The sequence below is a fragment of the Thalassospira lohafexi genome, assembly GCF_002844275.1.
GTDB lineage: Bacteria > Pseudomonadota > Alphaproteobacteria > Rhodospirillales > Thalassospiraceae > Thalassospira > Thalassospira lohafexi.
Genome location: NZ_NXGX01000009.1, coordinates 18,120 through 33,150 on the forward strand (window position 1 = coordinate 18,120; position 15,031 = coordinate 33,150).

Here is a 15,031-nt window from a genome sequence, read left to right on the forward strand (position 1 = left end):
TATCGGCGCTTGATTTGTCAGATATCAAAACGGTCGGTGCAGTTTGCTCCGGTCGTCATTGTTGTGACTGGATGGTGATGTGCTGGATCAGTTAATGATCAGCTTCGCCAGATACTCCACCGGATGCTGCGGTTTTGCGCCTTCGTAGCGTTTGACCTGACAGCGACACGAAAAGCCGGTGACGAGCATGTTTTGCGTACCCGTGGCATCGACCTTCTTTTTCCAGCTCATATCGTAAAGCTCGCGTGAGGTTTCCTGATGGCGGGTTTCGTGGCCGTAGACGCCCGCCATGCCGCAGCAGCCGGTCTTTTCGGTGGTGAGCGTAAGGCCAAAGGCGGCAAAGATGTTTTGCCATTTTACGCCGACATCGGGGATTGATGTTTTTTCCGTGCAATGGGGGAACAGGCTTGCCGGGGCATTGATGTTAACGCCGTTATCCATTTTGGGCGGGGTGACGCGGCCCTCGGTGATTTCGGCCGATAACCATTCATGGAACAGGTGCACGCGGTAGTCCGGGCGGTCGTGCAAGCGTTGTGTGTATTCCTGTCGGTAGGTCAGGGTGACACTGGCCTCGATCCCGATCATGGCAACGCCGGACGCCGCAATTTTGCCGTACACAATGTCGTTTTGCTGGGCCAGATAATCGAATTTTTTCAAGAACCCTTTGACATGCATCGCCTTGCCATTGGCGCGGTAGGGCGGGACAAAGACTTGATATCCAAGGGTTTGCAGAAGGTCCACATGGGCGAGCAGCACGTCGGTATCGTAATGCGTGGTGAAGCAATCCTGCACGATGATGACGGCTTTGGCTTTTTGCGCGGGCGTGAGTGCATCCAGATCGGTTTGTTTGAACCGGGCAATGCCGCGTTTGCGCAAAGCCGATTTAAGGCCTTTGCGATCAAGCTTCGGCAAGTCGGTCAGGCCGATCAAGCGTTTGAAAATCCACGGCATCGGCGGGATCGATTGCAGGGCGTTAAACAGGCCGGGGGCCACGGCCATCATGGGGGCAAGCGCCTCCAGACTGGCGATCACGTAATCCTTGACCGGGCGTTTGTAACGCGTGTGATAGGCTTCTAAAAACCGCGATTTCATTTCCGGGATATCGACCTTGACCGGACATTGTCCGGCACAGGCCTTGCACGACAGGCAACCTGCCATTGCCTCATAGACATCATGGGAAAAATCGCGCGCGTTGATTACCGCCAAATCCTGGTTCATTGGATCGGTGCCGACTGATAATTGCCGGATCCATTCGCGGACCATGCCAGCCCGGCCCTTGGGCGAATGAATGCGGTTGCGTGTGACCTTATAGGACGGGCACATCGGGTCCATCAAATCCCAGTTAAAGCACGCCCCATTGCCGTTACACCGCGTCGCATTAAGGTACTCATCGCGGAGTTTTTCTTCGATCTGGCGGTCATACTGGCCGCGCATCGGGGCGTCATCAATCGCGGTGATGGGGATGTTTTTTGAGTACGGTGATGCGATCTTACCGGGGTTTAATTGTCCTTCCGGATCAAAGGCTTCCTTGATGCGGCGCAGGCTATCATAAAGCTCCGGCCCGAAATAAATCGGCGAATATTCACCGCGAAAACCCTTGCCATGTTCGCCCCAGATCAGGCCGTTATAACGCTTGGTCAAATCAGCAACCGCATCCGACACGCGCCGCAAACGTGCTTCGTCCTCTTCATCGCACATATCAAGCAACGGGCGCACATGCAGGCAGCCAACATCGACATGGCCAAACATACCGTAATCAAGCCCCTCGGCATCGAGTAAAGCGCGGAATTCTGCGATAAAATCGGCCAGATTTTCGGGGGGCACAGCAGTATCTTCGACAAACGGGGTCGCACGGCGTTTGCCCTCAAGATTGCCAAGCAACCCAACAGATTTGGCGCGGATCGACCAGATGGCGGCAATTTGGGCCGGATCGGTGGCCTGTACCCAGCCAATCGGGGCGTGTTCAGCGCTCGGATTGGCGGCAAGATGGGCGGCCAGTTCGGCCTGCTTGGCGGCGACCTCATCGGCACTTTCGCCAATGAATTCAACAACATTGAAGCCGCGTGTCTGCACCGTGCCGGTATCTGTGCCCAGCAATTTGCCCAGCATGTGCCAGCTTTCATCCTGCTCGGCCAGCTTCATAACCTTGTCATCGATGCTTTCAATCGCGACGGGATCAAATTGCACCAACGTGCCAACATGGCGCAAAGCCGCGTCAAAGCTGGCGTAGCGGACGACAGAGACCGCCTTGTGCTTTGGCAATGGGATGACGCGCAGCGTGATGTCCTTGACCATGCCAAGGCTGCCTTCGGCCCCGGCGATCAGGAAGCTTAAGTTCATATCCCCTTGATCGGAAACGGATTCTTTAAGGTTATAGCCGGTAAGCCCGCGGTTCATTTCCGGAAAAATGGCCTTGATCTGATCACGCCGTGGGAAAATTTCGTCATGGACCATGCGATAAAGCGCGCCAACACGATCCTCGCGCGCCATAATTTCCTTGGCATCAGAAGCACTTAGCGCCGGTGTTGTGAAATCCGTGCCATCGATCAGGACCGTGGTCATGTCATGGATATAGTGGCTGGTTTTGCCGTAAATCCGCGATCCTTTGCCTGAGCTGTCCGATCCGATCATGCCGCCGATGGTCGCCCGGCTGGCGGTGGAGACCGCAGGCGGGAAGAAAAACCCGTGGGGTTTGAGCCACGCATTAAGCTGATCGAGCACCACGCCCGGCTCAACTTTCACCAGTCCAGTTTCGGCATCAAAATCCCGTATCTTATTGAGATGTTTGGATGTATCAAGGGTGATGGTGTTGTTCAGTGACTGGCCATTGGTGCCCGTGCCACCGCCGCGCGGGGTGATTTTGACCTCGTTAAATTCTTCGCGCCCGGCCATTTCCATGACGATATTGATGTCATCGCGCGATTTTGGCTGCAACACCGCGGTCGGCATCACCTGATACACACTGTTATCGGTGGCATTGATCAGGCGGGTGGGGAAGTCCGCATGGATTTCGCCGGTGAATTTACCTTCTGATTCCAATGCCTTAAGGAAACTGAGCGTCAGGTGATCGAGCGACCGATCCGGGGTCAGAACCGGCAGGCGGTTAAAGCGGGTAAAGCTGCGGGCGGGCGAAGCAGGCATTGGGTCTCTCTCATCCGAATTGATCGGTTGTTTGGGGTGCTTTTACCCTATTTGACCGGAGGATGATTAAATACACAAATCGAAAATTCTGACTGATTATTCATTTTTAGTGAATAATCGACCCGGCAAAACAGCCCCGCGATGCCCCATCCGGCCTTTTCGCGGAAATCGGGGTGAAGGACGATTATTGTAATAGTCTGATGATTGGCGGACCCATCAATAGCGTTGCAAGCCTTTTCAGGGCCAAAAGGCCAGGGGGTGCGGGCACCAATGGCGGAAAACCGCGATAAATTAAATCCTCATACAAATATATTTCCGCATTTTTCCAGCAATTTGAGCAGGCAGAGCCCCCGACCGTGCCGCATGGCAAGAATGGGGGATGGCAAAACCGGCATTTGTCGCATTCACTCGATGTCACGAAACACGGTTGGCGATGTAAAACACGCAAGAAGCCTTTTGCCCGTATCGGGATTGGGCGCTATGGTCTTTTTGGGCAGGCGCACATTTACTGGAACGGACATCGAAAACCATGCTGTCATCACTTAATATCCGCCATATGCGCGTGTTTGTTGCGGTCGCCGAGCAGGGATCGTTTAGTGCGGCGGCCGCCGCCCTTGGGCTGGGATCGCCCGCGATTACCGCGACCATTCGCCAGTTTGAGGATGTGACGGGGGCCGCGCTTTTTGATCGCACGACGCGGCATGTTTCGTTGACTGTGACCGGGGAGCGGTTTTTGCCGATTGCGCGCCGGTTGCTGGGCGATTTTGAAGAAGCACTTGGTGATCTTGATGCGCTGTCGCGCGGGATTGGCGGGAAAATTCGCATTGCGGCGGCCCCGTCGGTTCTAACCCGCATTTTGCCCGGCGTGATCCGCCATTTTGTCGCAGCACATCCCGATGCGCGATTGCGGCTTGATGAAATGAATGCCGGGGAAGTGCATGAAGCGGTGGCCAATGGGGTGGTTGATTTTGGCATCGCCGGGGAATGGCAGGATTTGCCCGATATCGCGTTCAGTCCGCTGTTTTCCGACCGGTTTGGCGTTTTGTGCCGGGCCGATCATGAATTTGCCGGGCAATCTGAAATCGCGTGGTCGGACCTTATTGATCAGCCGTTTGTCGGGCTGGGCCCGGAATCAGGCACACGCGCGATGATGGCCGATCAGGGATTTGGGGCCACCACATCAACCACATCTACTACACCGGCCATCTTACCGACCATGCCGGTCAGTGCATCGGTGGCAAAGGCCGCCGCCCTTGGCATCGGGGCGGCACAGGCGGTGATGGACAGTGCCGCGCGGGCCGAACGCGCCATGGCAGAGGCGGCCAAAAGCGGGTCATCGGCGGCAAAATCGGCGGCAAAGCCGGGGGCCGACACGGCGATAAATGCAGCGGCCGATCTGGTGGCGGGATTGCGCCCGGTGGTCGAAACATCCAACACCATCACGCTGGCCGCGATGGTGGCCGAGGGGGTGGGGATTACCGTGCTGCCGGAATTGGCCGCGCGCATTGCAAGCGGAGTTTCGGACCAAACGGCAGACGCCAAACTGACCTTCGTGCCACTGAGCCATCCCACACGCCACCGCCCGATTGGCGTGATTACGCGCCAGAGCAAAAGCCTGTCGCCGATTGCGCGGATTTTCTTGGCGATGGTGATGGATCAGGCGCCGAAACTGGATTTACCGGCGGCGATTGAGTGGGGGTAGGTTTTGGGGAATGTTGGCAATAGGGGCAGAGTGATCGCGGTTTTTCCACCCGCTCGTCATGTCCGCGTAGGCGGGCATCCATAAACGCGGGGGAACACATATGTTTTTTGGTTCCCCCGCGTTTTCGATTAATGCTGTGTCGGTTTTTTCGCGTCCGGAACGTCAATATCAAGGGCAGGCAGCGAACGGACGATTTTCATGGTTTCAAGTGATACCGTAATCACCCGTTCCAACAATTTAAGCGGATAGGCCGGATCGCCGACCGTTTCAATCGCATAAAGGTTGGCATCATTGACAATGCCACTCGCCTTGTCGGTTTTGACACATTGGCGTTCCATCACCCATTCAATCGCCGGTTTGCCATTGACCACATAGTCATAAGCCTCAAGCGGGACGTCCTGAAGGGTAATGCGCGGGTTATAGATGATGGTGGTCTTGTCCTTGGCGCTTGCCTTGCCACCAAATTTCATCTTTTCAACGCGATAGAAGGCCTCTGCATCGTCAATTACCCATGTGCGAGCATCGCCCTGCTTATAGGTGACCGGGTAGGGATCAACCGTTTCGTAATTGACATGCAAATCGCCCAAATCCCTGCCAGCCTTGCTAAAGGCCCAGAAATCCACTGCCTTTTTCACACATGGAATGCGCGGCAATTCCTTGGACAGGTTATCAGCATAGCGTGCGCGATAGTCCTCGGAATGCAGCAGGCCATAGACATAATAGAAGATGTCTTCCTTGCTGATATCCTCATTCGGATAGGCCGCCTTGAAATGCGCCAAGCCGTCATCGGTGATGCCATCTTTGATGCGATAGTCATTTACGCTTGGATCACGGCCAAACAACTCACCTTTTTGTGGTTCATTCTTTTGATAAAGTTTGAGAGGGAAGCATTGGCCTTTTTCAACCATATCAAGACAGGGGAGACTATTTACAAGTAAGCTGGTGAAAGCTTTTGCTCCCACTCCAGATACAGATATTGCTAAATTTCGTGAAACTTGCTCCGGGAAAATCGATGGCATTTGGTAAACGCGATTATTAAAGTTCCTATTAAAGTAACAGAACTGGGCGGTAAACGGACGATAGATGCCCTTGAATATAGAGTTTGGATCGAAAGAAATTTTGGTGCCTCTCTCTACGCCAACCACTTGAGCAAAGTCCCAACTAATTTTGGAAGGGTTTGTATCGATAAAAGACTTACCATCCACCTTGCCATGCTCTTGAAAGTGTTTCGCGAATCGCTCGACTTCGGAATTATAGAAAGAGATTGTTCTGTTCATATTGTTTTCAAGTAGAGATACTGAATAGTTATAGCACCATGCATCTCTGTTCGTTTTAAGTCCCGCCGAATAGTTTGCAAATAGAACCAGAGCACTTTTGTCTTTTTTGTCCCCAGTCTTGATGAACTGGTCAAAGCTACCGTCACGCTGGTTAAGCCAGTCGTTGTGGTCATCCGGGAGGATTTCCTCGAAGGCATTGGCCGATTTGAGTGCGGATATACTTCCGAAATTTTGGATTTTGGCGAGTTTTTCGTCGCGCGTCAGGTAATCGCCGATGTCATGGAACCAGATTTTGCCGTGTTCTGTGGCATTGGGGTTTTTGACGAAGAGGGTAATGGCGATTGGTGAACGACTGCCAGAGCCAAAGATTTTGCCGCCTTCCCGGCGTGACAGTTCGCCGGATGTGCGTTGGTTGCCCCGCAAATGGAAAATATAGAGGCTGGTGAATTCTTCCTTGAGGCATTTACGCAATCCATCCATGGCGTTGCCGTCAATCCAGCCTGCATTGGTGACATAGGCCATGACTCCGCCTTTGTCTTTCAAACGGTCGCTGCCCCAGCGGATGGCGCGGATATAGCTGTCGTAAAGGGCGTTTTTGAGTGTCGCATCGGAATGGGCGGCGTAGGTATCGCGAATGCCCTCATCTAGAGTTTTATATTTAATGTTGGCGTTATTATCATTGGCGCTGCCCTGCCCCGCCGAATAGGGCGGGTTGCCGATGATGACCTTGATATCTGTTTCTTTTTGACGTTTTCGCCGTTCCGAATTGTCGGGCATGTAGGCCGAAATCAGATCGTCGGTTTCATACATCTGGAAGGTATCGGTCAGGCAGATGCCTTCAAACGGTATGTAATCATCGCGGTTTGAGACGTCATGGAAGACGGATTCAATGTTGATGGCGGCGATGTAATAGGCCAGCAGGACGATTTCGTTGGCATGGATCTCATGGCGGAATTTATGTTCGAGGTCTTCGGGGGCAATCAGGCCAGATTGCAGCAGGCGGGTGATGAAGGTGCCGGTGCCGGTGAAGGGATCGATGATGTGAACACCCTTGCTTCCCAGTGTTTGATCAAATTCGGATTTCAGGACGTCATTGACGGAATGGATGATGAAATCGACGACTTCGACCGGGGTATAGACGATGCCAAGGCGTTCGGTCATGCGCGGGAAGGCATTGCGGAAGAATTTGTCATAGAGTTCGACGACAAGGGATTGTTTGCCGTTTGAGGTGGCGATGCCCTGTGCGCGGTTTTTCACACTGTCATAGAATTTTTCAAGCGTTTTGCTTTCTTTTTCCAGATTGTGTTCATCTAGCACATCAAGGATCGACTGGATTGCCTTTGAAATCGGGTTTTCGCGGGTGAAGGCGTGGCCTTCGAACAGGGTTTCAAACACCGGGCGGGTAATGACGTGCTGGGCGAGCATTTCGACCGCTTCGTCTTCGGTGATGCTGTCATTCAGGTCATCGCGCAATTCGGCGAGGAATTTATCAAATTCGATGCGGGCCTTGCCACCCGGATCAGCGATGGTGGTTTTGATGCGGGTGATATGGGTCTGGGCGATTTTGGCGATGTCGGTTGCCCAGTTTTCCCAATAATCACGAGTGCCGCATTTTTTGACGATGCGGGCCAGAACGGCCTTGGAAAATTCGTCAATGAACAGGTCAAGTTCGCCCTGCGACGGTGTGGTGGGAATTTCAAGTTCAGCGGTATCGCCGTCATTTTCGGTATGGCCGTTGCCTTCGCCGATATTGGCGGCTTGTTTTGCCGGTTGGGTGCGGGTGGGCAGGTCTTTGACGATGGCGGTGATTTCGATTTTGTCGCTGATGTCTTCGCCAAGGGATGCGCGGTTGATCACGGCATCAAAGCGTTCATCATGGGCGCGGAGCGCATTGAGGATCTGCCAGATAACTTTGTAGCGTTCATTGTCATTCAAGGCCTGTTCTGCGCTGGTGCCCGCAGGGATGGCGACGGGCAAAATGACATAGCCCATGTTTTTGCCCTGTGCCTTGCGCATGACGCGACCGACCGATTGAATGACGTCAATCTGGCTTTTGCGCGGATGCATGAACATGATGGCATCAAGGGCGGGGACATCGACCCCTTCGGACAGGCAGCGGGCGTTGCTTAGGATGCGGCAGGTATCGTCGCCCGCGTCGGATTTTAGCCAATTGAGGCGTTCGGTACGTGATTTGGCATTAAAGGTGCCATCGACATGGGAAAGTTCGCAGCGCAGGCGCGGGCTACCTGCGAGGTCTTCGTCCTCGTCCCCGATTGCATCAAGATATTCGTCAATGACGGCTTCGAATTCATTGCAGACTGTTTCGGAAGACTTGATGCTTTGGCAGAAGGCGAGTGCGCGGCGCATCGGGTTGATGTCAGTTCCGACATCCTTGCGCAGGGTTTCCTTGGTCAGGGCCTTATAACAGCCAATGATTTTGGTGGCGTCATCAAGCTTCAGGCTGTTTGTTTCATCGGAAAGGCGGCGTTGGGTTCCTGCATTGACCACGCCTTCATCCACCGCAAGGACAATGACCTTGTAATCGGTCAGGTAATGATTTCGGACAGCCCAGTCAAAAGAAATATAATCAAATACCGGTCCAAACAGACTTTTATCATCCATTGAACACAGGATGGCATCCTTTTCATCGGCTTTGGCTTTGACATTGTCGTTAAAGATGCGCGGGGTGGCCGTCATATACAGGCGTTTTTTACCGGCAATGACTGATTGATCATGCACCTTGACGAAGTTTGAGTCGTCTTCGTTGGCAAGGGTGACGCCTGTGGTGCGGTGGGCCTCATCACAGATGATCAGGTCAAATTCCGGCAGGCCGTGTTTTTGCTGCGCGTCCGAGATGACCTGAATGGATTGATAGGTGGAAAACACCACGGTCATGTGGTCATCATCGTGACGATGGATGACGTTTTGCGCAATTTTTTGCGGGTTTGTCGTCGCGGGGAATGCCAGATCGTGAATATCGACATCGGCAACTGCGTCGGCATTACCAATCCGGCGTTTGCCGACCTGACTATCAGAGCAGGCGGCAAAGGCATGGATCGGGGTTAGGGCATCATTGGCCCATTCGGTGACGGTTTGCGACATTAGCGCAAGGGATGGCACCAGATACAGAACGGTTTTTCCCTTGCCTGCACGGTCTTCGGCGATGCGCAGGCTGGTGAAGGTTTTACCGGTGCCACAAGCCATAATAATTTTGCCGCGGTCATGTTCGGCAAAACCTTTCTGTACCGCTTGGAGAACGGTTTGCTGATAGTCGCGAAGGGGCCTCTTTTCAGGCAGGATGACTTCACCCGTCCGGGCAAACATAGCCCAATTGATCGGGCTGTTTTCCAAGGCTTCTAGATCTATTCGGTTGACCGGGATCGTCTGATCCTTGATCGTGGCTTCTGCGTTCGGCCCCCACGGCATGCGCGTGCTATCGACGATCAGTCGGCGCTTGATCGGTTCCTTGCCCGATACGCTAAAGAAACGGTCAATATCGCCTTTCTGGATGCGGTGGTCCTCGGCGTAGAATTTGCACTGAATGGCGCAATAGCCTTCTTCGTGGCGCAGTTTCGCAACCAGATCAATACCGGTGTCGCGCGCATTCCAGCCATGTTGTTCGGCCCAATCGGCATAGGTCCAGGCGTCGCTATATTGATCCTGTTGCAAGGGATCATTGAGAAGATAAGCCTTGATCAGGTTTTCAAAGTACGTGCCTTTTTCGCGTTCGGTTTTCGCATTCTCGCGGTAATGAGAAAGCAGGCTGTGCAAGGCGTCGTTCATTCTGAAATCCCCAAGGCAATCGATACCCTATTAAACGGTGTTTTTTGGGTAACGCGACCATTTGTGCGTGTGTGTTTTTGATTGCAGCAAGGTATCCGATGGGGATGGTTCGGGGCAACTGTGTTTCGCACGATGAGATCGTTTTGCGATGTTTTATGTAGTGCGGGCTTGGCGGCGTTTGGGGTGCGATGGACCCCCGCCTTCGCGGGGGTGACGGGGATAGCGCGGGTGACGGGGCGAGCGGGGGTGACGGGGAGGGCGCGGGGTAACATGACGGGCGCTGACGGGGATAGGGCGGGGATACCGGTCTATCGTCTTGATCGCTTGGCGGTGCATTAAAACCATCACGTCTGGTAAATCCGTGATTATGCGACATATCATCAGGGATGGGTGCTGCCCGCATGATGGCACAATGGCACAATGGCACAATGGCACAATGGCACAATGGCATGATGGCAGGATGATGTGATGCAGGAGTTGGCATGAGCGAAGCTGTGAAGAAATCCGGGGTGGCGAAGAAACCGGTGGCGGCGCAGAAAACCGCCGCGGGCAAGAAGGCGCAAAAGAACATCAGTCTGGCGCTTCAGGGCGGCGGGTCGCACGGGGCGTTTACGTGGGGCGTTCTGGATCGGTTGCTTGAGGATGAGGAAATCGTCATTGAGGCGATTTCGGGGACGTCAGCGGGTGCGATGAATGCGGCGGTGATGGCGTCGGGTCTGGCCAAGGGTGGGCATAAGGCGGCGCGTGAAGACCTTGAGACCTTTTGGGAAAATGTGTCGGAAGCGGCGCGGTTCAGCCCGCTTCAACGCAGCCCGATGGATATCCTGTTTGGCAACTGGTCGCTTGAAAACTCATTTGCCTATATGTGGATGGATATGAGTGCGAAGATGTTTTCGCCCTATGACCTTAATCCGCTTGGCGATAATCCGCTAACCGCGATCCTTGAGGGGGTTGTCGATTTTGCCGCGCTTAATCACAGCCCGGCGAAATTGTTTGTCACCGCGACCAATGTCGAAACCGGGCAGGGCCGGGTGTTTCGCAATCCCGACATCACCGTTGATGTGTTGTTGGCATCGGCCTGTTTGCCTACCATTTACAAGGCGATCGAGATTGATGGCGTGCCCTATTGGGATGGGGGCTATAGCGGCAACCCCAGTTTGGGGCCGCTGGTGCGCGAATGCGGATCGGATGATACGGTTCTGGTTCAGATCAATCCGGTCAAGCGACCCGGCGTTCCCAAAACGTCACGCGATATTTCCAACCGGCTCAATGAAGTGTCGTTTAACAGCAGCCTGATGAAGGAGCTGCGGTTGATTTCGATCCTGCGCAATGATGCACCCGATCATGCGTGCGAAGCCAGCAAGTGGGGTGCTATGCGGATGCATTGTATCGCCAGCGAGGCGATGCTTGAATTTGATCAATCGTCAAAAATGAATGCGCAATGGAGCTTTATGACCAAGCTGCGTGATACCGGGCGCGATGCCGCCAGTGCGTTTTTGAAAAAGCATCGCCGCGACATCGGGGTGAAGCCGACGCTTGATCTTGATCTGTTTGCGCCCGATTACGGGTAAGATAGGCGAGAGCGCTTAGCGCGGCGTGCCAAAGCGCAACCCGTCAATCATCAGATCAAGCATGCGATAGGTATGTTCCATGCCATCGGGGCCGTCCTTCCCACCCGTGCTGGCAAGGTTGCCAATCGCGCGCAGCAGGTCATAGGCGTCCACATCGTGCCGGGCTTCACCGGCCTTGGCAGCAGCGGCCAGCAAATCGGTCAGGGCCGGTTCAAAGTTGCTTCGGAAATAGGCGGGCAGGGCGTCAAAGGCCGGATCGCCCGAATGCAGGGCGGAGGCCAATCCCTTTTTGGTGACAATGAACTGGCAATAGCGTTTGAGCCAGCGTGACAGCGCCTCGCCCGGTGGGTGGGCGGTGGCCAGTTTGGGCGCCTCGGCAGCACAGGCATCGACTTCGCGTTTGAATACCCCGACGACAAGGTCGCTGCGGGTGGGAAAACGGCGATACAGCGTGCCAACACCCACCCCGGCCTGGGCGGCAATTTCACGCACCGGTGCATCAACCCCGATATTGGCAAAAACCACCTTGGCGGCTTCGAGCAGCGCGTCTTCGTTGCGCAGGGCATCGGCACGGGGGGCGCGCGTGGTGCGCGGTGCTTTTGTGGCGGTGGTATTGGTCGAGCGGGTCGTGCTCGTGGCGGTGGCGACTTTTTTTTCGGTCGGGGTTTCTTTGGCCATCGCGTTGTTTTCCAACCCTAAAATCGGTCTTTTGCTGTGATACGGGAACCGCCCGGTCACATTTGCCCTTGATAAACGGAACAATGTTCCGTATCTGGTTTGCGTAAGCGGAACGATGTTCCATTTGTGGTGCGGATCATTGTTCCGTTTCACGATATATAGGCGAAATCTTTAGCTTCGCCAACCAGTTTCAAGGAGACCGAGCATGAACAAGTTGATCACTACGGCGCGGCATATTCCGATGGATGAACCGGTTTCAACCATTTCGATCACCCCGGTGATGCTTGATGCCGCAGACCGGCCCAAGCCGATCGAAATGCGGATTACCGCCCCGATGCAGGGTCGGAATTTACCGATTATTTTGTTGTCGCACGGGCATGGACCGTCGCTTTATATCCCGTCAAAGGACGGTTACGGGCCGCTGGCCAATTTTTATGCCGAGCATGGCTTTGTCGTGATCCAGCCAACACATGGCAATTCGAAGGTTGCCGGGTTTGACATGGATGCGCCCGGTGCGCCGTTTTTCTGGCGGTCGCGGGTGGAGGATTTCAAGCTGATCCTTGATCACCTCAAAGACATCGAGGCGGCAAGTCCGGTGCTTGACGGGCGGCTTGACCATGACAGGATCGCGGCGGTCGGCCATTCGCTTGGCGGGCAGACGGTGGGCATGTTGCTCGGTGCGCGGTTGACCGACATAAAAGACCCGGATGCTAGGGATGTGAACCTCATTGAACCGCGCATCAAAGTCGGTGTGTTGTTGGCGGCACCGGGCAATGGGGGGGATAGTTTAAGTCCCCATGCACGTGAGAATTATACAGCACTTAATCCGGATTTTGCCCATTTGACCACCCGGACTTTGGTGGTGGCAGGGGACAGTGATGTGAACCCGCATCTGACCACGCGCGGGGCGGCATGGCATACCGATCCGTTTTACCATGCGCCGGGCAGTGATGCCTTGTTGACCCTTGTCGGGGGCAAACACGGGCTTGGCGGGATTGCCGGATATGATGCCAAGGAAACCGATGACGAGGACCCGGATCGTTTGGCAATTACGCAGCGCATGACGTGGGCCTATGTCCGGTCCGCCCTTTATGATGGCGATAGATCATGGGCACGGGCGTGCGACGGGTTGGCGACCCATGCCGGGGATCTTGCGCATGTGACGGCCAAATAGCGCAGCAGTAGCGCAGCAAAGCATGGTGCTCCGCAACCTGTTTGGGTGCGATGCGGTGGTGATTGCGCAGGCGTGTAATCCGACGTAACGTGTTGATGTCTTAGGATACTGACCCCAAACAACACCACGGATCACCATGCCTTTGAGTGCGTTAGAAAAAATGAAGTCTGGCGATTGGTATTCCTGCCTTGACCCAGAACTTGAAGCATTGCGCACAGCAGCGCGTGCGGCGGCGTTTGAACACAGCACGACCCCGCCCGATGTGCGTGGCAATATCGGGGAAAAGTTGCGCGCACTGTTTGCCGCCTGTGCCGGGGATGCGCGGATCGAGGCGCCATTTCATTGCGCATACGGGGTGAATATCACGCTTGGCAAGGCGGTGTTTCTCAATGCCGGGTGTGTTGTTCTTGATAGTGCGCCGGTGACGATTGGTGATTATGCGATGCTGGGCCCCAATGTGCAGATTTACTGTGCGGACCATCATAAGGACCCAGAACTTCGTCAGCAGAACCTTGAACGCGCGATGCCGGTGACGATTGGCAAAAACGTCTGGATCGGCGGCGCGGCAATTATCCTGCCCGGCATCACGATTGGTGATAATGCCATTGTTGGTGCCGGATCGGTGGTGACCAAGGACGTCCCCGCCGGGGTGACGGTGGTGGGGAATCCGGCGCGGGTGATGGGCTGATTGTCGTCCTTTGGGAAGATTGCGGCACAAAGGACCCGGTTTGCACCGATGCATGCATGAGGGGGGACGGGGATGGCTTTCCCCGTCCGTTACTTTTGCGGTAGTGGGGCCTATTTTGGCCTATTTTGCCCTATCTTGTCCGGTTGTGTTTTTGGTGCAATTTGGATGTTCGCCGTCTAGCGCACATGTGAGCGCGTTGTCGGGGCAAGGCGCAGGGTTTCGCGGGGGCGCCATAGCCATTGATCGAATTCGGCGGCAAGGCCATGTTGCCAATCCGGGTGGCAGGCCAGGCGATCGGTGAAGGTGGCGTAATCTGATGCATTGTTAAAGCATGACAGCCAGACAAAGACAGTTTCACCGTCACGGACCGGCAGGCGCGGAAAGCTGTTGTCGGCGGTTTCGGTGATCAGTTCAGCAAGAATATCGGCCCCGCATGCCTGCATAACCGGGCGCAGTTTTTCGGCGAAGAAGGCGGCAAACCCGGATGCCTTGCCCGGTGCGAGTGAGCAGATATTTGCTTCGATCAGGCTGTGTGGCGATGCTGTGTTGACGCCAGCCGGGCGGGGATGAGCCGGGGTGGCTAGCCCGGTGGCGGAGCTTGTCGGACGTAGCAACAGCACATTATCGGAATTGACCATTGTGCCATTGGCAGTGTCGCAGTGACGGGCCCAGACAGGGCCGGTGTAAAATGTGCCCAATGCAGCCGCACGCGTCTCCATATCGGCAAAGCCACGCAACCAGGCGAAGCTGTCGGCATCGTCAAGATCGCGGAATTGGCCGATCACTGACATGCCGCATTCCTCCTGACTTTCAATAAATTCACGATCAAACAGATCGATCAGGGTTTGGCGGGTGCCGGGCTTGAGGCGGTAGCGGCGCAGTTCGATGATGTCGGTATGCATGGTGCGGGGCATGGTTGGAACCTTGACTGTTAAAACAGGATGAATGACCTGTTTATATTAACAGGATGTTTGTCCTGTTTTGTCAAGCTGCGATAGGATAAGACAGGGCAGGGAT

General features: G+C 54.8%; 8 protein-coding genes. 4 read left to right on the forward strand and 4 right to left on the reverse strand.

Annotated features, from left to right (window positions below; genetic code table 11):
• Positions 1-87: 87 nt before the first annotated feature.
• The gene (locus COO92_RS18890; RefSeq protein ID WP_101304542.1) at positions 88-3,141 is read right to left on the reverse strand and encodes an FAD-binding and (Fe-S)-binding domain-containing protein; all 3,054 of its coding nucleotides are present in this window, start codon (positions 3,139-3,141) and stop codon (positions 88-90) included.
• A gap of 529 nt (positions 3,142-3,670) precedes the next feature.
• Here COO92_RS18890 and COO92_RS18895 point away from each other — a divergent pair.
• Entirely contained in the window at positions 3,671-4,843 is a 1,173-nt protein-coding gene (locus COO92_RS18895; RefSeq protein WP_101304543.1) for a LysR family transcriptional regulator, read from the forward strand.
• Positions 4,844-4,971: 128 nt separating this feature from the next.
• On the opposite strand, the gene COO92_RS18900 is transcribed toward COO92_RS18895, so the two are convergent.
• A complete protein-coding gene (locus tag COO92_RS18900) occupies positions 4,972-9,903 on the reverse strand; it encodes a DEAD/DEAH box helicase (RefSeq protein ID WP_101304544.1) in 4,932 nt (1,643 codons plus the stop codon).
• A 482-nt stretch (positions 9,904-10,385) separates the two neighbouring features.
• On the opposite strand from COO92_RS18900, the gene COO92_RS18905 reads away from it, so the two are divergent.
• The gene (locus COO92_RS18905) at positions 10,386-11,474 is read left to right on the forward strand and encodes a patatin-like phospholipase family protein (protein WP_101304545.1); all 1,089 of its coding nucleotides are present in this window, start codon (positions 10,386-10,388) and stop codon (positions 11,472-11,474) included.
• Positions 11,475-11,489: 15 nt separating this feature from the next.
• Here COO92_RS18905 and COO92_RS18910 read toward each other — a convergent pair whose 3' ends face one another.
• Positions 11,490-12,152, reverse strand: coding sequence for a TetR/AcrR family transcriptional regulator (locus tag COO92_RS18910; RefSeq protein ID WP_101304546.1), 663 nt, complete (start codon positions 12,150-12,152; stop codon positions 11,490-11,492).
• A 205-nt stretch (positions 12,153-12,357) separates the two neighbouring features.
• Between COO92_RS18910 and COO92_RS18915 the strand changes: the two genes are divergently transcribed.
• Positions 12,358-13,326, forward strand: a complete 969-nt coding sequence (locus tag COO92_RS18915) for an alpha/beta hydrolase family protein (RefSeq protein ID WP_101304547.1) — start codon at positions 12,358-12,360, stop codon at positions 13,324-13,326.
• 160 nt (positions 13,327-13,486) lie between these two features.
• The gene (locus tag COO92_RS18920; RefSeq protein WP_276307574.1) at positions 13,487-14,014 is read left to right on the forward strand and encodes a sugar O-acetyltransferase; all 528 of its coding nucleotides are present in this window, start codon (positions 13,487-13,489) and stop codon (positions 14,012-14,014) included.
• Positions 14,015-14,190: 176 nt separating this feature from the next.
• Here COO92_RS18920 and COO92_RS18925 read toward each other — a convergent pair whose 3' ends face one another.
• Positions 14,191-14,928: an NIPSNAP family protein gene (locus COO92_RS18925; RefSeq protein ID WP_101304549.1), complete on the reverse strand. Its 738-nt coding sequence runs from the start codon at positions 14,926-14,928 to the stop codon at positions 14,191-14,193.
• Positions 14,929-15,031: the final 103 nt, after the last annotated feature.